This is a genomic window from Ideonella sp. sgz306126 (genome assembly GCF_056032705.1).
The window spans coordinates 106,212-128,536 of record NZ_JBVYWP010000001.1 but is presented as its reverse complement, the minus strand read 5'-3'; the positions used below and the strand labels follow the sequence as shown (position 1 = coordinate 128,536).

Genomic DNA, 22,325 nt, shown 5'->3' with positions numbered 1-22,325 from the left:
GTGCGGTCTTCCCCCCGGTCTTGGCAAGGACTCCCCCGGCCGGCCCGGGGGAAGCGTCCGGCGCCGACAATCGCCGCATGCAACACGGTGAACCCATGCTGGTGGGGGTCGATTTCAGCAGCGCGCCGACGCGCGCCAAGCCGGTGGTGGTGGCGCAGGGCCGGCTGGGCGGCGCCGGTGCGGCGCGCGTGCTGCGCCTGGACCGCCTGGCCAGCCACGACAGCTTGGCGGCCTTCGGCGACTGGCTGGCCGAGCCGGGCGACTGGGTCGGCGGCTTCGACCTGCCGTTCGGGCTGCCGCGCGAACTGGTCGAGCACCTGGGCTGGCCGACCGAGTGGGCCGCGCTGATGCGGCATTACGCCGGCCTGTCGCGCGAGGAGATCCGAGCGACCTTTGCCGCGTTCTGCGATGCGCGGCCCGCGGGCGGCAAGTTCGCCCACCGCGCCTGCGACGGGCCGGCGGGTTCGTCGCCGAGCATGAAATGGGTCAACCCGCCGGTGGCATTCATGCTGCACGCCGGCGTTCCCTTGCTGAGGGCCGCCGGGGTGGACCTGCCCGGCCTGCAGCCGGGCGACGCCCGCCGCGTCGCCCTGGAGGCCTACCCGGGCCTGCTGGCGCGCGAGATCCTGGGCCGGCGCTCGTACAAGAGCGACACGCCGGCGCAGCAGACGGCCGAGCGGCTGATCGCCCGCAAGGACCTGGTCGACGCGCTGGAGCAGGGCCGGCACCGGCTCGGGCTGCGCCTCAAGCTCAGCCATGCCCAGCGCGACGCGCTGGTGCAGGACGCGCGCGGCGACCGGCTGGACGCTGTCATCTGCCTGCTGCAGGCCGGGTGGGCCAGCAGCCGGCCGCGCTGGGGCTGGCCGGCGCAGGTCGATCCGCTGGAAGGCTGGATCCTGACGGCCTGAGCGGGCCGTGCGCGATGCGGCTTATTTGGCGGCCGCCAGCATGTAGTCCATCGCGGCGGCGACCTCGTCGTCGTCCAGCTTCGGGTTGCCGGCCTTGGGCGGCATCGCGCCCTTGCCGTTGAGCGCCGAGTGCAGCAGCGCGTCGCGGCCCTGGGCCAGGCGCGGCGCCCAGGCGGCCTTGTCGCCGAACTTCGGCGAGTTGGCCAGGCCGGGCACGTGGCACATCGCGCAGTTCTGCTTGAACACGGTTTCGCCGTCGTCCGACGCGAAGGCCGGCAGGGCCAGGCTCAGCAGGGTCAAGGCGATGAGTGGGGGGCGGCGCAGCATGGGGTCTCCTCGGGCGTGCGATGGTGGGGTGTGGCCAGCCATCGCAAGCCACATGCCACCCGCCGGGCCGGCGCAGCGGCCCGCAAACCAAGGGTTGCCCCGGAGCCGCCGGCGTGCCGCGCACCGGCGTTCGGCCCGGACTGTGCCGCGCCGCCACACTCGGCCGCGCCGCCGCGGAGCGCCTCAGCGGCGCATCAGCGTGCTCTTGCCGAACAGGCTTTCGATCAGGTCCACCGCCAGGTCGGCGGTCTTGTTGCGCAGGTCCAGCGCGGGGTTGAGCTCGACCACGTCCAGGCTCGCGAGGCGGCCGGTGTCGGCGATCATCTCCATGCACAGCTGCGCTTCGCGGTAGGTCGGGCCGCCCGGCACCGTGGTGCCGACGCCCGGTGCGATCTCGGGATCGAGGAAATCGACGTCGAAGCTGACGTGCAGGTGGGTCTGCGCATCCATCGTCGCCAGCGCCAGTTCCATCGTGTGACGCATGCCCATCTCGTCGATGTAGCGCATGTCGAACACGTCCAGCCCAACCTCGTGCACCAGCCGCTTCTCGCCCGCGTCGACGCTGCGGATGCCGATCTGCCGGATCCACTTCGGGTTGATCGCCGGCACCTGGCCACCGATCTCGATCAGCGCCTGCGGCCCGTGCCCGCACAGGCAGGCCACCGGCATGCCGTGCACGTTGCCGCTGGGCGTGAGCACGTGGGTGTTGAAGTCGGCGTGCGCGTCCAGCCACAGCACGCGCAGCTTCTTGCCGGCCTCGCGGCAGTGGCGTGCGACGGCACTGATCGAGCCCAGACCCAGGCAGTGGTCGCCGCCCAGCAGGATCGGCAACTGGCCCTGCTGCAGCTCCTGGTACACGGCGTCGTGCACCAGGCGGTTCCAGGCGACCACCTCGGGCAGGTGGCGGTAGCCGTCCACCGGGGGCTGCCAGGGGTTGGCCGGGCCGATCAGGTTGCCGCGGTCGCGCACCTGCAGGCCGTGGCCTTCCAGGATGGGGCCGATGTTGGCCACGCGCAGGGCTTCGGGCCCCATGCTGGCGCCGCGGGCGCCGGCACCGATGTCGGTGGGCGCGCCGATGAGGGTGACGTTCTTTCGCATGGGCCGGATTGTGGCGCGTCGCGGCCCGGTCCGGCTCGCGTCAATCGTCGGCGTATTCGCCGACCTCGTCGCGGCGCGGGTCGAAGGCGTAGTGCTCCTCCAGCTTGTCCCAGGCCTGCTCGGCGCTCTCGACGAAATGGAACAGCGACAGGTCGTCCGCGCCGATCATGCCGGTGTCGACCAGATGCTGGAAGTTGATCAGCTTCTCCCAGAATTCGCGGCCGAACAGCAGCACCGGGCGGCGGCGGCTCTTGCCGGTCTGGATCAGCGTCAGGGTCTCGAACAGTTCATCGAGCGTGCCGAAGCCGCCGGGAAAGCACACCAGGGCCACCGAGCGCATCAGGAAGTGCATCTTGCGCAGCGCGAAATAGTGGAACCGGAAGCACAGCTCGGGCGTGATGTAGGGGTTCGGCTGCTGCTCGTGCGGCAGCACGATGTTCATCCCCAGGCTCTTGCCCTGGACGTCGTGCGCGCCGCGGTTGCCGGCTTCCATGATGCCGGGCCCGCCGCCGGTGCTGACGACGATGGGCGTGGCCAGCGAGCGCGAGCGCTCGGTGACCAGCCGCGCGAAGCGCCGCGCTTCGTCGTAGTAGCGGCTCATCTCGACCTGGCTCTGCGCCACGCGGACCGCCGCCGGGTCGCCCCCGGCCTGGGCTTCGGCCAGCCGGACCCGCGCCGCCTCGGGGGCCGGGATGCGGGCGCTGCCGAAGATCACGATCGTGCTCTCGATGCCTTGTTCGCGCTGCACCAGTTCGGGCTTGAGCAGTTCGAGCTGCATGCGCACCGGCCGCAACTCTTCGCGCAGCAGGAATTCGGTGTCGGTGTAGGCCAGCCGGTAGCTGCTCTCGGGCCCGCTGTAGGGGCTGGGCGCCTGGGCGCTGTGGGCGTCCTCGGTGGCGCTGGGGAAATTGCGGGCGGTCAGATCGGTCTTGTGTGCGCTCATGCGGCGAGCTTACCTTTGTGCGGGTGGCGGCGGACGCTGGCCGCAGACCGGGCAGTGGGCCTGGCGCGGCAGGCGGATCTCGTCCCAGTGCATGCTGCGCGCATCGAGCATCAGCAGCCGGCCGGCCAGCGACGGGCCGACGCCGCTCAGCAGCTTCAAGGCCTCGGCGGCCTGCATCGTGCCGATGATGCCCACCAGCGGCGCGAACACGCCCATCGTCGCGCAGCGCACCTCCTCGAAGGTCGCGTCGGGTGGGAACAGGCAGGCGTAGCAGGGATGCTCGGCCGAGCGGGTGTCGTAGACCGAGATCTGCCCATCGAAGCCGATCGCCGCCCCCGAGACCAAAGGCACACGATGGGCGACGCAGGCGGCGTTGACCGCATGGCGGGTGGCGAAGTTGTCGGAGCAGTCCAGCACCACGTCGACGTCGGCCAGGGCCTGGGCGAGAAACGCCGCGTCGGCCCGCTGCTGCAGCGCCTCGACGCGCAGACCCGGGTTGAAGGCCTGCAGGGTCTCGCGCGCCGACTGGACCTTGGGCAGGCCGACGCGGGCCTGGGTGTGGGCGATCTGGCGCTGCAGGTTGGTCAGGTCGACCGTGTCGGGATCGACCAGCGTGATGCGGCCGACGCCCGCGGTGCCCAGGTACATCGCCGCCGGCGAGCCCAGTCCCCCCGCACCGACGACCAGCGCATGCGAGCGCAGCAGCCGCTGCTGACCCTCGATGCCGATCTCGTCGAGCAGGATGTGGCGCGAGTAGCGCAGCAGGTCGTCGTCAGTCATGGAAGGGACGCCTGCGCTGGCGCAACGAGCGGGGACCCGCGCGGGCCTATTCGGTCTCGGCCTCGGCCTTGCGCTCGCTCATGGTCTTGCTGACCGTGACCGGCAGCCCCTTGAGCTGGTTGAGCGCCTGATTGAGCTGGAAGTCGTCCGGGCTGCCGAACTCGGGCAGCGGCTTGGGCGGCTCCTTGGACTTGGCCAGCTGCTCTTCAAGCTTCTGCCGGGCTTCGTCGCGCGCCTTGGTGCGGGCCTCGTCCTTCTTGGCGTCGCCGTTGATCAGGTGCTGCTGCAGGTCGGCTTCGCGCATCCGCAGCGCGGCGAAGACATCGCCGGCGGCGGTTTCATCCAGCCAGATGTCGGGCACGATGCCCTTGGCCTGGATCGAGCGGCCGCTGGGCGTGTAGTAGCGCGCGGTGGTGATCTTCAGCGCGGTGTCGGCGGTCAGCGGGCGCACCGTCTGGACCGAGCCCTTGCCGAAGGTCTGCGCACCCATGAGCACCGCGCGCTTGTGATCCTGCAGCGCACCGGCGACGATCTCGCTGGCCGAGGCCGAGCCTTCGTTGACCAACACCACCATCGGCACCGTCTTCAGCGCGATCGGCAGCTTCTTCAGCGGGTCCGGGCCGGTGCCGCGCAGGTAGTTGTCGGGGGTGGCCCGGAACGTGGCCTTGGACTCGGGGATCTGGCCGTTGGTGGTCACCACCACGTCATCGGCCGGCAGGAAGGCCGACGCCAGCGCCACCGCGCCGTCGAGCAGGCCGCCCGGGTCGTTGCGCAGGTCCAGCACCAGGCCCTTGATCTTCGGGTCCTGCTTGTAGAGCTCTTCGAGCTTGTGTGCGAAATCGTCGGTCGTGCGGTCCTGGAACTGGCTGACCCGCAGCCAGGCGTAGCCGGGCTCGATCATCTTGGCGCGCACGCTCTGGACGTGGATTTCCTCGCGCGTGATCGTCACCGGGAAGCTGCGGTTCTCGGACTTGCGGAACAGCGTCAGCGTGACCTTGGTATTGGGCTCGCCGCGCATGCGCTTGACCGCCTGCTCCATGCTCAGGCCCTTGACCGCCGCGTCGTCGATCATCGTGATCAGGTCGCCGCTCTTGATGCCGGCGCGGAAGGCCGGCGAGCCCTCGATCGGCGAGACGACCTTGACCAGCCCGTCTTCCATGCCGATCTCGATGCCCACGCCGACGAACTGGCCGGTGGTGCTCTCGCGGAATTCCTTGTAGCTCTTCTTGTCGAAGTACTGCGAGTGCGGATCCAGCCCGGCGACCATGCCGCTGATCGCGTCGGTGATCAGCTTCTTCTCGTCGACCGGTTCGACGTATTCGGTCTTCACGATGCCGAACACCGCCGCCAGCTGCTGCATCTCTTCGAGCGGCAGCGGCCCGTAGCTGCTGCGCGCCATCGCCTGAATCTGGATCGCGGTCAACGCTCCGGCCACCGCCCCCAGGGTCAGCAGCCCGGCCACTTTCAATTTCGCACCCATGTATTCAGCTTCCGACGCCCGCAAGATGCGGCAGTATAGGACCGACCCGAGAGGGTCTGATGCCGGCCAGCGCCGAAAGTTGCCCTGGAATCAAGGCCTTTTCGAGCACCGAGCGGCTGGAGCAGGCGCTGCCTGCGAAGTGTGGCGCCCCCGGCAGGAATCGAACCTGCATCTGAGACTTAGGAGGTCCCCGTTCTATCCATTGAACTACGGCGGCGGGCCAGCCCGCCATTTTGACATGGGGCAGGGCCTTCAGCTGCCGGCCTACGAGGTAGATCGCGGCCTGCGCCGCAAGTCGCGCCGAGGAAACGCCCATCCGTCACAACGCAAAGTCATGACCTTCGGAGCCCGTCAGGGAGCTTCTTCAGAGGCCTCAGTGGCCGCAGATCGCCGAGATGCCCATGCTTCACTGCTTGCGGTCTGCTGGATGGTTGACGCCATCATTCAACGGCACAGGCTCCAGATCGAACGGGTTGATGCCTTCCAGGCAGCCAACGTTGTACCCGTACTGATCCGGGAACGAGCGGCGTTGATGATGGGTGTAGATGCCGCAGTTGGAACAAAAGTAGTGCCGGGCCACCTTCGTGTTGAACTGGTAGAGCTTAAGTGCGTCTTGGCCTTGGATGACCTTGATGCCAGACAGTACGACCGAAGCGACGATTGCACCCTTTCTGCGGCAAATGGAGCAGTCACAGCGACGAGGATTCACGATGCCATCGGGTAGGTCGAGTTCAAGCACGACCGAACCGCAGTGGCAGGAAAGCCGATGTTTAGGCAGGACGGCGACACCGCCGACGGACTTGATCATGCGTGCCTTGCGGAGTGGGTGGCGGCTGAGGCCCAACGTTGAAGTGAGCGGCCTGCGCGGCTTTTCGCGCAGGTCCGCTCGACTGCCGGGTTGGCCTTCATTGCTTGTCCGACCACACGGGGATGGATGAAAACTTCTGGCGCAGGCTTTCGGCGACACTTTGAGCATTAGCAAGATCGCTCTCGGATAAGGCTCGGGCGACTTTAGCGCGCGAAGATTCCAGATACTCGCGCAATGGCGCTTTGGACTCACGAGCGATTGCAACGGTGAGCCACGCGTAGGACAGTACGGCGTCTCTCACGGGAGAATCTCGTAAGCCATAGGTGAAGCCAAGATCGGCGAACCCCGCCTGATACCCGAGTTGGGCGGACTGCTCGAAATACTTGATTGCCTCGCCGTCCTTGCCATCGCGCCGCAGGATGACTCCAAGGACATGAACCGCGGGTGGGAAGCCCTGCGCCGCAGATTGGCGAAACAGCGAATCGGCGCGCTCAACATCTTTCGCGCCACACTCGCCCATTTCGAGTTGCGTTCCGCGCCAGAACTGCGCTCGAAAATCGCCTTGGGAAGCACGAGCGTCAAGAGCGGCAATGGCCTCAGGAGCACACGACGTGTCAGCGGACGCGGCTCGAACGGCAGACGCAGCCAATACAGCCAGAGCGAGGAATACGGTACGTGGTTTCATGACGGCCAACTTATATAGGGAGACAGTTTTGCGCCCGAACTCCGGCGCCTGTCTCCCTAACTCGGCGGGTGCTGAAGAGGCCCAGGCCGCATGGATGCTGGCTTTGCGGATCGCTGACGGTGGTTTCATCCAATATATCCAGCCGACAAAAGCGGCACTCCCTTCGCCCTGACTTTGCCCGGCCTGGTCGGCTGGCGCAAGCCTCCGGTGGAGGGCCATCGGGCAACCTCCATGGCGCGCCGTGAATCGCAGCTGGCCGTGGCCTCACGGCCAGCGCCAGCTCCAGATCACGTCGAGGGCGTTGTCGGCGCCGGTCTGGGCGCGCAGCGTGAAGCGCTGGGCCAGGCGGTAGATGATCTGCCAGGTGCCGGTGGTGGCGTTGACGCCGCGCTCGTAGCCCACGTACCAGCGCCGCGAGAGCTGCCGCCCGAGCGTGACGACGGTGTCGTGCACGTCGCCCGTCGTGGTCTGGTGGAACGACAGATCGGTCAGGCCGATCGATTTCAGCACCGTGTCGGTCGGTCCTTCGCCATCGCCGGCCAGCAAGGCCATGGCGGCGCTTTGCAGCAGCGCCGTGTCGGCCTGCCCCAGGCCCGCCGAGGCCCGGCCCAGCACCAGCCAGCTGAGCTTGTCGGCATCGCTCATGTCGGTGTCGCTGGCCAGGCGCACCCGGGGGTTCAGCGCGCTGCCGGTGACGGCCACGCCCACGACCACGTCGAGGTTGGGCCGTACCGCGTAGATGTCCAGGCGGGGGTCGTCCACCGGGCCGTTGAAGCTCAGCTCGCCGCGTTCGATCTCCAGCTTCTGGCCATAGGCGGCATAGGTTCCGCGCTCGGTGCTGACCTTGCCGCGCACCGTCAACTTGCGGCCCGGGTTGCTGACGTCGAGGACGCCGCGCAGCGTGGTGTCCAGGCCGTGGCCCTTGACGTGCAGCTGGTGCCCCAGGTCGAGCTGGGCATGGATCACCGTGGGCCGGGCCGGCTTGGCCGCGGCGGTGGCGGCCGGGTCGACCGGCGTGGCGGCATCGGCGTCGATCACGCTGACGTCGTCGTCCAGGCCGGGGGCGTTGCCGCGGCTGAAGTCGATCAGGCCTTCATCGACCACCAGCTTGCCGTCGAGCTGCAAGGCGTCGCGGGTCAGGTCGACGCTGGCCTGGCCGCTGGTGACCAGGCGGCGGTCGACCCGGCCCAGCAGCAGGAAGTGGTCGGCCGTCAGACGCAGGTGCGCCTGCGGCCTCTCGCCCAGCGAGGCCTGGCCTTGCAGGGTCATGCGGCCGTCGCCGCCGCGGAAGCTGAAGCTGTCGACCCGGGCGGTCGCCCCTTGCAGGCTCATCTCGATCTGTCCGTCGGTCAGCGCCACGCCCAGCAAGGGCTGCAGCGCGCTCAGATGCTGGCCGCTGAGCCGGCCGGTGACCTCGGGGGCGCCGAAGCGGCCACCGAAACTGGCCGAGGTTTCCAGCTCGCCGCCGAGGCGCCAGCCCGGCGGCACCCAGGCCCCCCAGGCGCCGAGGTTGGCCACGTGCAGTTGCAGCACGCCGTCCAGCGGCGCGTCGGCGCTCGGCCAGTCGCGATCCGCGCTGGTGTGCACGGTTGCGACGCCCGCCATCTCGCCGAGCCGTCGCCCGGCCAGCGCCTGGGTGAAGTGCCAGGTGCCGTCGTGGGCGGACAGGCCCAGGCGCAGGTCGCTCAGGCCCAGCGCCCGGATCGGGCTGGTGGGGTCGCGGGCGTCGTCGGCCACGCTCAGGTCGCCGCTGCGGCGCTCGAACACCAGGTCGGCGTCGAAGCGCTCGCCGCTGCGCACGCGGATCTGGCCGGCCAGGCTCAGGTCGCCGTGCCAGCCCAGGTCCGGCTGGGCACGGGCCAGCAACGGCGCCAGCGCGAACGGTTCGATCTGGGCCTGCAGGTCGATGCCGGGCAAGGGGTGGCCGGCCTGGCGCTGCCAATGCGCGGTGCTCCAGCGCAGGGCCGTGCCGGGCAGCTCGATCCGGCCCGGTTGCGCTTCGGCGCTGAGCAATTGAGCCCGGTCGTTCCAGCTCAGCGACAGACCCAGATCCTTGGCGAGCAGCCAGGGCTGACCGGAGCCGTCGCGCGCACGGCCTTCGAGCTGGGTCAGCTGGCCGACCCAGCGGCCCGCCAGCGGGATCGCGACGTCCGCCGCGGGCGCTGCCAGGCCCGGCGCGCGGGCGTCGGTACCGGCCGGGTCGGCGGCGGCCGTCTGCCAGCGGCCGTCGGCCACCAGGCGCACCCGGCTGCCGCTGCCGGTGTGGGCCCCCAACAGTTGCTCGAACCAGGCCGGCGGGCGGGCCGGGCTGTCGAGCTGCAGGCTCAGGTGATGCTGGGCAGCGCTGCCGCCGAGTTGCGCGTCGATGGTGTCGACCTGCCCGCCGCCGCCCTGGAGATCGCGGGCCTTCAACGTGATCGACAGCGGCGCGTCGAGGCGATTGCCGCCTTGGCCCTGCAGCGCGACGTCGCCGAGGCGCAAGGCCGCTGTGGCAACGTTCTTGGCGTCGAGCCGGCCCTGCCATTGCCACGGGCCGTCCGCCGCCGCCGAACCGGTCCCGTTCACGTTGGCTTGCAGGCTGCCGGCGGTCGGCACCCAGGCGCCCGAGCGGTCGGCCAGTGCCAGCAGCGGGGCCAGCGTCGCGAAGGTCGGCAACCGGGCCTCGACGGCCCAGCGTTCGATGCCCGGGTCGGTGCCACGCTGCATCGTCAACGTGACTTGATTGGCGGCCGACTGAAGCTGGGCCGACAGCGGCGTGGCGGCGCGGCTGTCCCACGCCAGACGCCCCTGCAGTGGCACGCCGGCGAGCTGGCTGGGGGCCAGGGTCAGCGTGGTCTGGCCGTCCACGCGGCGCCACGCCTGCGGCGTCGCCAGCGCTTGTTGCAGCGTGGCCTGCGCTGCGGCGCCGCGGCTGTCCAGGGTGGCATAGAGTTGATGCGGACCGCGCTGCCAGGCGCCTCCCGGCACGCCGGGCCACCAGACCTGCGGATCGAAATCCTGCAGCGCGGCGTGCAGGTCCCAGCGCCAGCGTTGCGGGCCTTCCCGGCGCAGGTCGCCCGTTGCGCTGGCCTGCGCACCGGCCGAGCGGACCTGCAGCGCGCGCAGCGCGAGGTGATCCTCGCTGGCCTGGGCGTCGAGCTGCAGTTGCACCAGGGGCGATCCGGCCGTCGACGGCCCGGTGCGCTGGCCGTGCAGCGTGCTGGTGATCGTCAGCTGCGGGTGCGGGGTGGCCGTCGCCTCGCCCAGCAGCAGGTCGGGCGGGGGCAGGCCCTGGAGGCGCAGGTCGACCGGCCCGGACAAGCTCATCGCCGGCAGGCGCTGATCGAGTACCGCGGGCTGCACCTCGGCCAGTTGCAGCGCCAGATGACCCTCGCCCAGTGCGGCGGACGCGCCGGCGCCGGGCAGCGCCTGCGCCCACTCGCCGCTGCCCTCGATGCGCGCCGAGCCGGCGGCGCCGGGTTCGGCGCTGAACCGGGTCAGCGCCAGCCGCGCCAGGTGCAGGCGGCCACCGTCGACGGCGGTGTGGCCCAGGGCGTCGAGCTGAACGGTGCGCAGCGGCAGGCCGCCCTGGTCCCAGCGCGCCGGGGCGGCATTGCGCAGGTGCAGGTGCAGGTGGATCGGCAGGTCGGCGCCCTGGGTGTCGACCTGGGCGTCGCCGCTGAGGCGGGTGTGGGGCGCGCCACGATGCAGGGCCGCCAGGTCCAGGGCCTGGGTGCTCAGGCGCAGCGTGCCCAGCGGCCAGGCCGAGAAGGGGCGCAGGCGCGCCCGGGCTTCCAGCGAGGGCGCCGGATGCGCGGCGTCGGCCCCCGGCGCGCCGCTGAGCCGGGCCTGCGCATCGACGGCCGCCAGCGGGCCGGCGAGGTAGAGCTCGGCCTGCCAGGGCGAGCCGGCCTCCGGCAGGCTGTGCAGCGAGGCCTGGGCCTGCACGGCCAGCGGCCCGTCGGCGTCCTGCTGCCAGTCGGCGCTGGCCTCGAAGCGGTCGTAGCGGACGTGCGAGACGCTCAGCCGGTGCTCGCGCCCGGCGTTGGCGCCCAGCGCCAGCGTCGCTTGCAGATCGGTGAGGGGCGACTGTCCGTCGATCTGCAAGCGGTCGATCCGGATCTTGCCGATGGTGGCCGTGAAGGGCAGCCGCAGGCTGCGCGGTGCGGCGGGGCGAGGTGCCGAAGCGGGCGTCGGGCCGGACTGCCAGATCGCCTCGTCGGCACGGGCCTGGGCCAGGCGCAGGCCCCACCACGCGCCGGCTTGCGGGCGCCATTGCCAGTCCAGGCCTTGCAGCCGCAATCCGGTCAGCTGCAGGCGGTTCGCCCCTTGCTGCAGCGTCAGGCGCTGCACCGACAGCGCGGGTCCGAGCAGCGTGCCCTGGACGCCGTCGCATTGCAGCCCCGGCACGCGTCCCAGCAACCACGCGCTGCCGCTGCGCGTCCCGACCAGGGCGGCGAGCAGGCTGGCCGCGCCGGCCAGCACGGCCAGGCTGCCCGCCAGCGTCCACGCGGCCCGCCGCCCCCGGCGTGCGGGCGCGCCGGGGGCCGGCGTGGCGTCGGGGCGGGCGTCGGAGGGGTCCATGGCGTCAGAAGGCGATGCCCACGCTCAGGTGCAGGCGCAGGTGATGCACCTCCCGGCCCCAGGCCAGGTCCATGCGCAGCGGCCCCACCGGGCTGCGCCAGCGCAGGCCGGCGCCGTAGCCCAGCGCCGGCCGGAGCGCGGACAGGTCGTCGGCAGCACGGCCCGCATCGAAGAAGGCGTCCCACCAGACCGACGGCAGTCGGGCCGAAATCGGATGGGCGATCTCGACGCTGCTGGTGAACAGCATCGTGCCGCCGGTCACGCTGCCGTCGGCCTTGAGCGGCGCCAGCGTGCGCCAGGCATAGCCGCGCACCGAGTCGTCGCCGCCGGCACGAAAGCGCTGCGAATCGGGCACCTGCACGCCGGACGGCGTGAACACCCGCCCCAGCTCCAGCCGAGCCTGGCTGTACCACTCGTTGCCCAGCGGCCAGTAGTGGGTGGCGCGGCCATACAGGCGCAGGAAGCCGCCGCTGCGGCTGGCCGAACCGCTGGCTTCGCCGATGCCCAGCTGCCACTGCAGCGTGGAGCCGGCGGTGGGCAGGAGGTCGTTGTCGAGATGGTGGCGGGTCTGCTGCAGCTGCACCGAGCGGGCGTTGATGTCGGCGCAGTCGAAGGCCACGCCGTTGAGCCGCGCGCATTCGCGCGAGCGCTCGATCTCGACGAAGCGCAGTTGCTCGATGCCGGGCCGGTCCTGCCCGACGCCCAGCCGTACCCGCTGCGACAGCTCGACGTCGGTGTCGGTCAGCAGGCGGTCCACGGTGCCGCCGATCAGGCGGCGCTGGAAGTGGCTGTCGGGCTGGGTCGAGACGTCGCCGTCCCAGGATTGCTCGGTGCCGCCCCACAGGAACTTGTCGCGCGCCGTCAGCGGCCGGCCGAACAGGCGCCGGTCGACGTATTCCAGCGTGGCGCGCGGGCCGGTGTTGGCGCTGAAGCCCAGCGCCGCGGTGGCGGCCTTGCGCGGCGCCTCGCGCAGATGCACCAGCACCTGGGCATGGGCGGCTTGCGCGGGGTCGTTGTCCAGGCTGACGTTGACCTGATCGAACAGCCCGGTCTTCAGCAGCCGGGCCTGGTAGTCCAGCAGGCGGCTCTCGGTCAGCGCGTCGCCCGGCACGAAGCCGGCCAGTGCCCGCACGCGGTCGGCATCCTGGTGCTGCAGGCCGTCGACCTCGATCTCGCCGGCACGGTAGAGCGGGCCGCTGTCGACCACCGCGAACAGCCGCACGGTGTGATGGGCCGCATCGACTTCGGCCTGGGTGCCGGCCCAGGTCGCCGCCGCGTAGCCCTGGGTGTAGAGGCGGGCGAGGATCTGCGTCTTGGCCTGGGCCCAGGCCGCGTTGCTGAACGCGTTGCCGGGGGTCAGCGGCCACAGCGCTTCGATCGCGCTGCGGTCGCGGCGGGCCTGGGCATCGCCTTGTTCGGCGCGCTCGTTCAACTCGCCCTCGACGTTGAAGCTGAGCTTGGCGACAGTGGCGATCGGTCCGGGGTCGACGCTCAGGTGCACGCGCTGCGGGCTGCCCGTCTCGCGCGACAGGCTGATCCGCGGCGCGAAGTAGCCCAGCGGCTGGATCAGGCTGGCGGCCTGCGCGGGCGTGCCGGCGATCAGGCGCGACCACTCGTAGCGGCCGATGCCGCTGTCGCCCGGCAACGCGATGGCGCGGGCCAGGTCCAGGTACTTCGCCAGCAGGTCCTTGATGGGCCCCGGTGCCTCGATGTCGAGCTGCGGGGCGAGGCTGCCTTCGCCCACTCTGGCGGGCGACGAGGTGGCGGTCGTCGGCGGCGAGTCTGCGGCGGCGGGCTCCGCGGTCGACGGATCGGTGCCCGACACCTCGGCCGCCGACGCTGCCGACGCTGCCGATGCTGCCGATGCTGCCGATGCTGCCGATGCCGCGGGCTGCGGCGCGGAGGCGGCCGGGGTCGGCGGGACGGCCTCTGCGGCCTGACCGCGGCCCGCCGTGCCGGCCAGCGCGAGCGCGAGAAGGGTCGCGCGCCAGGCCGGGCTGGCGCAGCGCCCATCGAGCCAGCGCGTCATTTGCTCAGCGGCCGCATCGCCGATTCCAATCCTTGCAGCGTCAACGGGAACATGCGCTGGGGCATCAGTTGCTGGACGATGGAAATGCTTTGCCGGTACTGCCAGACGCCCTGCGGCTCGGGGTTGATCCAGGCGTATTTCGGAAAGGCGTGGGTCAGCCGCTGCAGCCATTCGGCACCGGGTTCCTCGTTGTTGTATTCGACACTGCCGCCGGGCTGCAGGATCTCGTAGGGGCTCATCGTCGCGTCGCCGACGAAGATCAGCCGCCAGTCCTTGTTGTACTTGCGGATGATGTCCCAGGTGGGCGATTTCTCGGCGTAGCGGCGCTTGTTGTTCTTCCACATGAAGTCGTACACGCAGTTGTGGAAGTAATAGAACTCCAGGTGCTTGAACTCGCTCTTGGCAGCGCTGAACAGTTCCTCGACCCGGTGGATGTGCTCGTCCATGGTGCCGCCCACGTCCATCATCAGCAGCACCTTCACCTTGTTGTGGCGCTCGGGCACCATCTTGATGTCCAGCAGCCCGGCGTTGGCGGCGGTGCTGTGGATGGTGTCGTCCAGGTCCAGTTCCAGATCGGAGCCTTCGCGGGCGAAGCGGCGCAGCCGGCGCAGCGCGACCTTGATGTTGCGGGTGCCGAGTTCGAGCGAGTCGTCGTAGTCCTGGTAGGCGCGCTGCTCCCACACCTTGACCGCGCTGCGGTTCTTGCCGGGGCCGCCGATGCGCACGCCCTGCGGGTTGTAGCCGCCGTGGCCGAACGGGCTGGTGCCGCCGGTGCCTATCCATTTGTTGCCGCCCTCGTGGCGGCCCTTCTGTTCTTCGAGCCGCTTCTTCAGCGTCTCCATCAACTCGTCCCAGCCCATCTTCTGGATCGCCGCCTTCTCTTCGGGGCTGAGCTCTTTTTCCAGGATCTTCTGCAGCCACTCCAGCGGAATCTCCTTGCCGAAGTCGGTCAGCATCTCCACGCCCTTGAAGTAGGCGCCGAAGGCCCGGTCGAACTTGTCGAAGTGGGTCTCGTCCTTGACCAGCGCGGTGCGGGCCAGGTAGTAGAAATCGTCGACCGACGGGCCGATCACGCCGGCCTTCAGCGCTTCGAGCAGGCTCAGGTATTCCCGGACCGAAACCGGCAGCTTGGCGGCGCGCAGCGTGTAGAAGAAGTTGATCAGCATGGCGAGGGCGTCCACCGACCGGCAGCGGCGCCAGCCCGATTGTGCCGAATGGCGGTGCGGGCCGGGCAGCGCCGGTCGGCGCTGGTCAAGGCTGGCGTCGGCGCGGCCGGACGCCCGGGTCGTGCGCCCGCAGCCAGCCGAAGAATTCCTCGTGCCACAGGCGGCTGTTGCGGGGCTTCAGGATCCAGTGGTTCTCGTCCGGGAACCACAGCAGCCGGGCGGGGATGCCGCGGGCCTTGAGCGTGTTGTAGTACGCCAGGCCCTGCGCGTCGGGCACGCGGTAGTCCAGCGCGCCGTGGATCACCAGCGTCGGCGTGCTGAACGCGCCGGCGTGGGTGTGCGGGCTTTGGGCGGCGACGCGGGCCGGGTCGGCCCAGTAGAACGCCCCCAGGTCCTTGGCGTGCGCCACATAGGCGTCGTCGGCGAACATCGCCGTCCAGTCGAAGCAGCCGGCGTGGCAGACATAGGCCGCGTAGCGACCGGGCGCCACGTGGCCGTTCATCCAGGCCACCATGTAGCCGCCGTAGCTGCCGCCGGTGGCGAAGACCCGCTTCGGGTCGGCCCAGCGCTGGGCCAGCAGCCAGTCGGTGGCGACCTCCACGTCCTGCAGTTCCAACTCGCCCCAGCGGTGCGTGATCGAGTCCAGAAAGGCATGGCCGAAGCCCGAGGAGCCGTGATAGTTCACGCTCGCCACCACGTAGCCCTGGGCGGCGAAGAGCTTGTTGTTCCAGCGCCAGTGCCAGTTGTCGCCCGGCGCGGTGTGGGGCCCGCCGTGGATCACGTGCATCACCGGCCAGGTTTTCTTCGGGTTGAAGCCGGGCGGGTAATGCAGCCACAGTTGCACCGCGTCGCCCTGCGCGCCGGTGATCCAGGCTTCCTGGTGGTGCCCCAGATCGAAGGCGGCCAGCGCCTGGTCGTTGAAGCGTTCGATGCGGCGCGGCGCCTCGCCCGGCAGGTGGGCGTGCAGCCGGGGAGGGTGTTCGGCGGTGTCGGCCAGGCTGACCAGCGTGCCGGCGGCCTTGTCGAAGGCGCTGACCCAGCCGCCCGCCACGGTGACCTCGGCGCGGCGGTCGGCCAGGTCGAATCGCCACAGGTGCTGGCGCCCCTGCTGCTCGGCGCTGAACAGCAGCGCCAGGCCGTCGTCCTCCCACAGCAGCGGGGCGTGGACGTCGTGGTCCCAATCGCCGCTGACCACGTCCCAATCGCCGCTGGCGGCGTCGCACACCGCCAGGTGGTGCGGCAAGGTGTGCTTGCGGCCCTGGTGGCTGGCCAGGAAGGCCACGCGCCGGCCTTCCGGGTCGAAGCGCGGTGCCACCAGGTCCCAGCCGTTTTCTCGGACCAACGGGACGATGCGGCGGCTCTTCAGGTCGATCCGCGCCAGCGCATGCTCGCCGTCCATGCGCTGGGCCGGGTCGGGGTCGAACGAGAACACGATGCGGCGCCCATCGGGCGCGATGTCAAAACTGTGTTCATCGGGGTCGAAGCGGCTGAGTTCGAAGCCGCTGCCTTCGAACAGGTCGGTGACCCGGCCGCTGCCCAGGTCCATCACGTGCAGGTGGGCCTGGCGACCCATGGGAACGTGGTGGTCCCAGTAGCGGTAGCTGGCCTCGCTGGTGACGTAACCGGTTTCCTTGCGTTCCTTGAACGCCTTGTGCGCCTTGGCCTGGGCCGCGCTGCCCTTGAGTTCGGGCCAGACCCACGAAATGAAGGCGATGCGCTTGCCGTCGGGAAACCACTTGAAGGCTTCGACGCCGGTGGCGACCGAGCCGATGCGGCGGGCCTCGCCGCCGTCGGGCGGGATCACGTAGAACTGGGGCTCGTCGTCCTTGTGGCCCTGCTGCTCGCGCTTGGCGACGAAGCCGATCAGGTCGCCGCGCGGCGAGAAGCGGGCCTGGCCGTCCTTGTCGCCGCAATGGGTCAGCTCGCGCGGCCGGCCGCCCCATGTGGACAGCAGCCACAGCGCGCTGCGGGACCGGTTGTCCTTCATGGACGGCGTGGTCACGGCGCACACGGCCTGCGCACCGTCGGGCGACAGGCTGGGCGGCCCGACCCGTTGCAATTTCCAGAGCGCGTCGATCGTGAAGGGCTTCTTGGCGGCCATGGTGTCTCCGTTGGCGGGGCAGGGCGGGCCGTGCGGGCTCAGCGCGGACGCGTCAGCTGCCAGTTCAGGTGGGCCTTGACGTCCGGCCATTCGCCGACGGTCAGGCTGTACATCACGGTGTCGCGCACCGTGCCGTCGCGGCGCAGCGCGTGGTGGCGCAGCACGCCGTCCTTCTTCGCGCCCAGGCGTTCGATCGCGCGCTGCGACGCGAGGTTGTCGATGTCGGTGCGCCAGCCCACCAGCTGCGCACCCAGGGTCTCGAAGGCATGGGTCATCAGCAGCAGCTTGGCCGTGGTGTTGACGGCGCTGCGCTGGACCCGCTTCGCGTACCAGGTCCAGCCGATCTCCAGCCGATCGATGGCGGGCACGATGTCGTGGTAGCTGGTGCAGCCGATCACCTCGCCGCTGGCGGCGTCCAGCACCGCGAACGCCAAGCGGTGGCCAGCCTGGCGGCCCGCCAGCGCCGTCTCGATGTAGCTGCGGGTCTGCGCCGGTTCGGGGACCGAGGTCACGCGCAGGGTCCACAACGCGCCGTCGGCGGCGGCCGCCTTCAAGCCGGCTTCGTGTTCGAGGCCCAGCGGCACCAGGCGCACCGGGTCACGCTCCAGGGTGACGGGGCGGACCTCGATCACCGGTTCCTCGACTGCATGAAGACCAGCTTCTCGAACAGCGTCACGTCCTGCTCGTTCTTCAGCAGCGCGCCCACCAGCGGCGGCAGCGTGACCTTTTCGTCCTTGTTCTGCAGCACCTCGGCCGGGATGTCCTCGGCCACCAGCAGCTTGAGCCAATCGATCAGCTCGGAGGTCGACGGTTTCTTCTTCAACCCGGGCAGGCCGCGCACGTCGTAGAAGCTCTTCAGCGCGGCGGCCAGCAACTCCTTTTTCAAGCCGGGGAAATGCACGTCGACGATGCGCTGCATCGTCTCGGCCTCGGGGAACTTGATGTAATGGAAGAAGCAGCGGCGCAGAAAGGCGTCGGGCAGCTCCTTCTCGTTGTTCGAGGTGATGAACACCAGCGGCCGATGCTTGGCGCGGATGGTCTGGCGCGTCTCGTAGCAGTGGAACTCCATCCGGTCGATCTCGCGCAGCAAGTCGTTCGGGAATTCGATGTCGGCCTTGTCGATCTCGTCGATCAGCAGCGCCACCGGCTCGTCCGCCTCGAAGGCCTGCCACAGCACGCCCTTGACGATGTAGTTGCGGATGTCGCGCACCTTGTCCGAGCTCTCGGCGTCGCTGAGCTGGCTGTCGCGCAGGCGGCTCACCGCGTCGTATTCGTACAGGCCCTGGTGTGCCTTGGTGGTGCTCTTGATGTGCCACTCCAGCAGCGGCAGGCCCAGCGCGCTGGCGGCCTCCTCGGCGAGCATGGTCTTGCCGGTGCCGGGCTCGCCCTTGACCAGCAGCGGGCGCTGCAGCGTGATGGCCGCATTGACCGCCAGCATCAGGTCGGCGGTGGCCACGTAGTTGTCGGTTCCTTGGAATTTCATAGGGGCAATCTTGATGCGCGAGGGGCTCAAACCAGTATAAGCTCGACCTTTATAATCATTGACAAATCGCAAATTTCCGTGAGTTAGCGGGGTGCGCCCTGCCAACTTCACCCCCTTCCATCCACCCCCCAGCTGACGAAACCCACAGCGATGAACAAGGCGATTTCCCTGCTTCTGGCCCTGGCCGGTACCCTCTCTTTGCTGGGCACGGCCCAGGCCCAAACCCTCAAGGGCGACGCCCAGGCGGGTGCGAAGAAGAATGCGATGTGCATCGGCTGTCATGGCATTCCGGGCTATCACACGAACTTCCCCGAGGTCTATCACGTGCCGATGATCTCGGGCCAGAACGGCAAGTACATCGCGGCGGTGCTCGACGAGTATCGCAAGGGCGACCGCAAGCACCCGTCGATGCGTGGCATCGCCGGTTCGCTCAGCGACCAGGACATCGCCGATCTGGCGGCGTATTACTCGTCGGAAGGTGCTGGCCAGGGTCCGGCCGTGCCGGCCCAGGCCGAGTTGCCGGCCGACCTGAAGGGCAAGCTGACGCTGTGCGTGGCCTGCCACGGACCGAACTTCAACAACACCACCGACCCGGGCAATCCGCGCCTGGCAGGCCAGTACGCCGATTACCTGGTGGCGGCACTGACGGCCTACCGCACCAGCGACAGCCCGGTGTTCGGCCGCTCGAACCCGACGATGGTGGGCATGGCCAAGACGCTCACCGACGCTGAAGTCGGCCAGGTCGCCAACTACCTCGCCTCGCTGCCGGGCGAGGTCAAGACGGTGCCGGAATCGCGCTTCCGCTGAAGCCGACGCCGTGGGTGTCCTCGCGGGCACCCATCACCCGGAAACCGCCGCTTTGCCGGCGGTTTTCTGCTTTTTCAGGCTGGGCCGTTCGGGCACAGTCGCACCAGCCGAACTGCACTCCAGCCGGCCCGCTGCCTTGCCACAGTCCATGCTGAAGAAAATTCCGGTCGCACAGGTCCGCCTCGGCATGCACCTGCACGCGCTCGACGGGGCGTGGATCGACCACCCGTTCTGGAAGTCGAAGTTCGTCATCCGCGATCAGGAGGACCTGCGCAAGCTGCAGTCCAGCGGCCTGGCCGGGGTCTGGATCGATGTGTCCAAGGGACTGGACGTGGCCGCGGCGCCGTTGCCCGCTCCGCGCCCGGCCGCGAGTCCGGCGAGCCCGCCCGCCGCGGCGCCGGCGGTCAGGCTGCCACCGCCGTCGCGCAGTCTGCAGGACGAACTCAGCCAGGCTTCGGCGCTGCTGGAGTTGGGGCGGGCCCAGGTCAGCTCGATGTTCAACGAGGCGCGCATGGGCAAGGCCGTGGACGCCGAACAATGCATGCCGCTGGTGGACGACATCACCCAGTCGGTCTTGCGCAATCCCGGCGCCTTCGTCAGCCTGGCGCGGCTCAAGACCCAGGACGACTACACCTATATGCACTCGGTCGCGGTGTGCGCGCTGATGGTGGCGCTGGGCCGCGAGATGGGGCAGCCGGAAGAACAATGCCGCGAAGCCGGCATGGCCGGCCTGCTGCACGACCTGGGCAAGGCGGCGATGCCGCTGGCGGTGCTGAACAAACCCGGCAAGCTGACCGACGCCGAATTCGGCATCATGAAAACCCACCCCGAGCGAGGCCACGAGATGCTGGCCGAAGGCCGCTGCGTGCCCGCCAGCGCCCGTGACGTCTGCCTTCATCACCATGAGCGGATCGACGGCACCGGCTACCCGCACCGCCTGGCCGGCGAGGACATCACGCCGATGGCCCGGATGGGCGCGGTCTGCGATGTCTACGACGCGATCACGTCGAACCGTCCCTACAAGGCCGGCTGGGATCCGGCCGAGTCGATCGCGCGCATGGCGTCATGGAAGGGCCACTTCGATCCGACGGTGTTCCACGCCTTCGTCAAGAGCCTGGGCATCTACCCTACCGGGTCGCTGGTACGGCTGCAATCCGGACGGCTGGCCGTGGTGGTGGAGCAGAACCCCCAGGACCTGGTCGCACCGACCGTCAAGGTGTTCTTCTCGACCAAGTCGCAGATGCCGATGGCGCCGCAATGGCTGGAGCTGTCGCGATCGAGCGACCGCATCGTCGCGCGCGAGAACCCCGACACCTGGGGCTTCAAGCATCTCAACGATCTCTGGGCCGGCGACGCGGCGCCCCGGCGCTGAGCGGCCGCGGCCCTACTTCATCGAGACCCAGGCCAGCTCCAGCCAGTTGTCGGCCCGGTGCACGGCCGACACGTTCTGCCGCGCTGCCCAGGGGATGAACTGGCGGTGCAGCGGCAGGTAGTGGATCTGCGATTCGCTTTGCGCGAACGCCGCCTTGATCAGGGCGCGCCGCTTGACCGGGTCGCCCTCCACCGAGCTGGCGGCGATCAAGGCGTCGAGCTTGTCGTCCCTGAAGTTGCCCCGGTTGTACTCGCCCACGCCATTGGCGCCGCGGTTGCGGTACAGCGGCGTGAAAGTGGTCTCGGCATCGGTGATCGCACCGCCCCAGCCGAACAGGTACAGGCTGGTGTCCAGCCGTTCCAGCTTCGGAAAGTAGGTGGCCTTGGGCATCGCGTTGACGCTGACCCGGATGCCGATGCGGCCCCACATCGCGGCCAGCGCGACGCAGATCTTCTCGTCGTTGAGGTAGCGGTTGTTCGGGCAGTCCAGCGTCACGTCGAAGCCCGTGGCGTAGCCGGCCTGGGCCATCAGCGCGCGCGCCGCCGCCGGGTCGTAGGGCAGGCGCTTCTCGATCTCGGGGTCGTTGAAATCGGCCAGCGGCGACGGCACCACCGCGCCGGTGGGGGCTGCCAGCCCGTCCATCAGCTTGCTGCGGATCGCCTCGATGTCGATCGCCTGGTACATCGCGCGGCGCACCCGCAAGTCCTTGAACGGGTTGCGGCCGTCGGGCGCATGGCCATAGAGCAGATGGTCGCGCGCCTGGTCCATGCCGATGTAGATGATGCGGTTCTCGGGCCCGTCGATCACCTTCACGCCAGGCGTGCGGCGCAGCCTGGCGATGTCACGCGGCGCCGGGTCGAGCATGAAATCGATCTCGCCCGAGAGCAGCGCCGCCAGTCGTGTCGCGTCGTTGGCGATCGGGGTGTAGACCGCCTGCTGCACGTTGCCGTCGAAGTGGCCCCACCAGCGTGGGTTGCGCTTGAAGATCGTCTTCACGCCGGGCTCGCGGCTCACCAGCAGGTAAGGCCCGGTGCCGTTGGCATGCAGGGCGGTGAAGCTCTCCTGGTTGTCCTTGAAGTTCTGCGGCGCGACGGCCTGGTGTGCCTCGCACCAGGCCTTGCTCATGATGAACACCGCGTCCAGGTGCTGGAGGAAGATCGGGTTCGGCGCCGGTTGGACGAAATCCACCGTCAGTGCGTCGATCTTCTTGACCGTGCCCAAGGCGCTGGCGTAGTTGGCGATCTGCGAGCTGGGCTGGCGCGCCCGCTCGACCGAGAACACCACGTCGTCAGCGGTGAACGGCGTGCCGTCCTGGAAGCGGACGCCCGGGCGCAGCTTGAAGCGCCAGTGGGTGGGGCCGAGTTGCTGCCAGCTGAGCGCCAGTTGCGGCACGATCCCCAGCTGCTGGTCGCGCATCACCAGCCGTTCGTAGACCTGGCCGTTCATCATGTTGGTCAGGATCTCGTTCTGCGCATCCGGGTCCATCGTCAGCGCGTCGCCCGCGCTGGCCCAGCGCAAGGTCTGGGCTTCGGAGGGAGCCGCGGCGCCCAGCAGCAGCGCCAGGGTCAATGACAGCAGGGCAATCTTCACCTTCGATCCTTTGGTGCGGTGGGCCAAGGGCGTCGAGTGTAGTCAGGCCGTTGTCGCGTTCGAGGCCAGAGGGGTTTTTCCATCGGTCAGGTCGATCATCGGCCCGGACGGCGCCTGCCCACTGTTTGCTCGATGCGTCAATGTCGCCGCAATTTGAGCGCTTGTTCACGAATCCAAAACGGCGA

General features: G+C 69.5%; 17 protein-coding genes and 1 tRNA gene. 3 read left to right on the top strand and 15 right to left on the bottom strand.

Translation table 11 applies throughout. The annotated features are described in order from the left end of the window. The first annotated feature begins 77 nt into the window (after positions 1-77). A complete protein-coding gene (locus AC0N04_RS00550; protein WP_474277552.1) occupies positions 78-908 on the top strand; it encodes a DUF429 domain-containing protein in 831 nt (276 codons plus the stop codon). A 21-nt stretch (positions 909-929) separates the two neighbouring features. Here AC0N04_RS00550 and AC0N04_RS00545 read toward each other — a convergent pair whose 3' ends face one another. From AC0N04_RS00545 to AC0N04_RS00480, 14 genes are all read right to left on the bottom strand, one after another. After that, positions 930-1,235 (bottom strand): c-type cytochrome, encoded by a 306-nt coding sequence (locus AC0N04_RS00545; protein ID WP_474277549.1) that lies wholly within the window; start codon positions 1,233-1,235, stop codon positions 930-932. Between the two features lie 183 nt (positions 1,236-1,418). Further along, positions 1,419-2,333: an arginase gene (rocF, locus tag AC0N04_RS00540; protein WP_474277547.1), complete on the bottom strand. Its 915-nt coding sequence runs from the start codon at positions 2,331-2,333 to the stop codon at positions 1,419-1,421. A gap of 40 nt (positions 2,334-2,373) precedes the next feature. Beyond that, on the bottom strand, positions 2,374-3,276 hold the full coding sequence (locus tag AC0N04_RS00535) for an LOG family protein (RefSeq protein ID WP_474277544.1): 903 nt from the start codon (positions 3,274-3,276) through the stop codon (positions 2,374-2,376). 9 nt (positions 3,277-3,285) lie between these two features. After that, positions 3,286-4,056: a HesA/MoeB/ThiF family protein gene (locus tag AC0N04_RS00530; RefSeq protein WP_474277543.1), complete on the bottom strand. Its 771-nt coding sequence runs from the start codon at positions 4,054-4,056 to the stop codon at positions 3,286-3,288. A 46-nt stretch (positions 4,057-4,102) separates the two neighbouring features. Continuing rightward, positions 4,103-5,536 (bottom strand): S41 family peptidase, encoded by a 1,434-nt coding sequence (locus AC0N04_RS00525; protein WP_474277541.1) that lies wholly within the window; start codon positions 5,534-5,536, stop codon positions 4,103-4,105. A 142-nt stretch (positions 5,537-5,678) separates the two neighbouring features. Beyond that, a tRNA-Arg gene (locus tag AC0N04_RS00520) sits at positions 5,679-5,753 on the bottom strand. Positions 5,754-5,942: 189 nt separating this feature from the next. Then, positions 5,943-6,344 carry a GFA family protein gene (locus AC0N04_RS00515; protein WP_474277538.1) on the bottom strand — a complete coding sequence of 134 codons (402 nt, stop codon included), beginning with the start codon at positions 6,342-6,344 and terminating at the stop codon, positions 5,943-5,945. A 97-nt stretch (positions 6,345-6,441) separates the two neighbouring features. After that, the gene (locus tag AC0N04_RS00510; RefSeq protein WP_474277535.1) at positions 6,442-7,158 is read right to left on the bottom strand and encodes a tetratricopeptide repeat protein; all 717 of its coding nucleotides are present in this window, start codon (positions 7,156-7,158) and stop codon (positions 6,442-6,444) included. A gap of 135 nt (positions 7,159-7,293) precedes the next feature. Further along, positions 7,294-11,592 (bottom strand): translocation/assembly module TamB domain-containing protein, encoded by a 4,299-nt coding sequence (locus AC0N04_RS00505; RefSeq protein WP_474277533.1) that lies wholly within the window; start codon positions 11,590-11,592, stop codon positions 7,294-7,296. Between the two features lie 4 nt (positions 11,593-11,596). Continuing rightward, positions 11,597-13,621, bottom strand: coding sequence for an autotransporter assembly complex protein TamA (locus tag AC0N04_RS00500; protein ID WP_474277530.1), 2,025 nt, complete (start codon positions 13,619-13,621; stop codon positions 11,597-11,599). After that, the gene (locus AC0N04_RS00495) at positions 13,618-14,787 is read right to left on the bottom strand and encodes a vWA domain-containing protein (protein WP_474277527.1); all 1,170 of its coding nucleotides are present in this window, start codon (positions 14,785-14,787) and stop codon (positions 13,618-13,620) included. Before AC0N04_RS00495 ends, AC0N04_RS00500 begins: the two co-directional genes overlap by 4 nt. A gap of 85 nt (positions 14,788-14,872) precedes the next feature. Then, positions 14,873-16,888: a dipeptidyl-peptidase 5 gene (locus tag AC0N04_RS00490; RefSeq protein WP_474277525.1), complete on the bottom strand. Its 2,016-nt coding sequence runs from the start codon at positions 16,886-16,888 to the stop codon at positions 14,873-14,875. 38 nt (positions 16,889-16,926) lie between these two features. Then, positions 16,927-17,520, bottom strand: coding sequence for a GNAT family N-acetyltransferase (locus AC0N04_RS00485; protein ID WP_474277522.1), 594 nt, complete (start codon positions 17,518-17,520; stop codon positions 16,927-16,929). After that, positions 17,517-18,371: an AAA family ATPase gene (locus AC0N04_RS00480; RefSeq protein ID WP_474277519.1), complete on the bottom strand. Its 855-nt coding sequence runs from the start codon at positions 18,369-18,371 to the stop codon at positions 17,517-17,519. Before AC0N04_RS00480 ends, AC0N04_RS00485 begins: the two co-directional genes overlap by 4 nt. Positions 18,372-18,521: 150 nt before the next feature. Between AC0N04_RS00480 and AC0N04_RS00475 the strand changes: the two genes are divergently transcribed. Together AC0N04_RS00475 and AC0N04_RS00470 are read left to right on the top strand one after the other, a co-directional pair. Continuing rightward, positions 18,522-19,178: a c-type cytochrome gene (locus AC0N04_RS00475; RefSeq protein ID WP_474277517.1), complete on the top strand. Its 657-nt coding sequence runs from the start codon at positions 18,522-18,524 to the stop codon at positions 19,176-19,178. A 148-nt stretch (positions 19,179-19,326) separates the two neighbouring features. Further along, positions 19,327-20,550, top strand: a complete 1,224-nt coding sequence (locus AC0N04_RS00470) for an HD-GYP domain-containing protein (protein WP_474277515.1) — start codon at positions 19,327-19,329, stop codon at positions 20,548-20,550. Positions 20,551-20,562: 12 nt separating this feature from the next. Here AC0N04_RS00470 and AC0N04_RS00465 read toward each other — a convergent pair whose 3' ends face one another. Next, the gene (locus AC0N04_RS00465) at positions 20,563-22,140 is read right to left on the bottom strand and encodes an ABC transporter substrate-binding protein (protein ID WP_474277512.1); all 1,578 of its coding nucleotides are present in this window, start codon (positions 22,138-22,140) and stop codon (positions 20,563-20,565) included. Between the last annotated feature and the right edge of the window lie 185 nt (positions 22,141-22,325).

Excerpts from the sequence above, each read along its gene's own strand:
- AC0N04_RS00535 (WP_474277544.1), bottom strand. The coding sequence starts at position 3,276 with ATGAGCGCACACAAGACCGATCTGACCGCCCGCAATTTCCCCAGCGCC.
- AC0N04_RS00505 (WP_474277533.1), bottom strand. The coding sequence starts at position 11,592 with ATGGACCCCTCCGACGCCCGCCCCGACGCCACGCCGGCCCCCGGCGCG.
- AC0N04_RS00495 (WP_474277527.1), bottom strand. The coding sequence starts at position 14,787 with ATGCTGATCAACTTCTTCTACACGCTGCGCGCCGCCAAGCTGCCGGTT.
- AC0N04_RS00530 (WP_474277543.1), bottom strand. The coding sequence starts at position 4,056 with ATGACTGACGACGACCTGCTGCGCTACTCGCGCCACATCCTGCTCGAC.
- AC0N04_RS00475 (WP_474277517.1), top strand. The coding sequence starts at position 18,522 with ATGAACAAGGCGATTTCCCTGCTTCTGGCCCTGGCCGGTACCCTCTCT.
- AC0N04_RS00525 (WP_474277541.1), bottom strand. The coding sequence starts at position 5,536 with ATGGGTGCGAAATTGAAAGTGGCCGGGCTGCTGACCCTGGGGGCGGTG.
- AC0N04_RS00545 (WP_474277549.1), bottom strand. The coding sequence starts at position 1,235 with ATGCTGCGCCGCCCCCCACTCATCGCCTTGACCCTGCTGAGCCTGGCC.
- AC0N04_RS00480 (WP_474277519.1), bottom strand. The coding sequence starts at position 18,371 with ATGAAATTCCAAGGAACCGACAACTACGTGGCCACCGCCGACCTGATG.
- AC0N04_RS00490 (WP_474277525.1), bottom strand. The coding sequence starts at position 16,888 with ATGGCCGCCAAGAAGCCCTTCACGATCGACGCGCTCTGGAAATTGCAA.
- AC0N04_RS00470 (WP_474277515.1), top strand. The coding sequence starts at position 19,327 with ATGCTGAAGAAAATTCCGGTCGCACAGGTCCGCCTCGGCATGCACCTG.
- AC0N04_RS00510 (WP_474277535.1), bottom strand. The coding sequence starts at position 7,158 with ATGAAACCACCGTCAGCGATCCGCAAAGCCAGCATCCATGCGGCCTGG.
- AC0N04_RS00550 (WP_474277552.1), top strand. The coding sequence starts at position 78 with ATGCAACACGGTGAACCCATGCTGGTGGGGGTCGATTTCAGCAGCGCG.
- rocF (WP_474277547.1), bottom strand. The coding sequence starts at position 2,333 with ATGCGAAAGAACGTCACCCTCATCGGCGCGCCCACCGACATCGGTGCC.
- AC0N04_RS00515 (WP_474277538.1), bottom strand. The coding sequence starts at position 6,344 with ATGATCAAGTCCGTCGGCGGTGTCGCCGTCCTGCCTAAACATCGGCTT.
- AC0N04_RS00500 (WP_474277530.1), bottom strand. The coding sequence starts at position 13,621 with ATGACGCGCTGGCTCGATGGGCGCTGCGCCAGCCCGGCCTGGCGCGCG.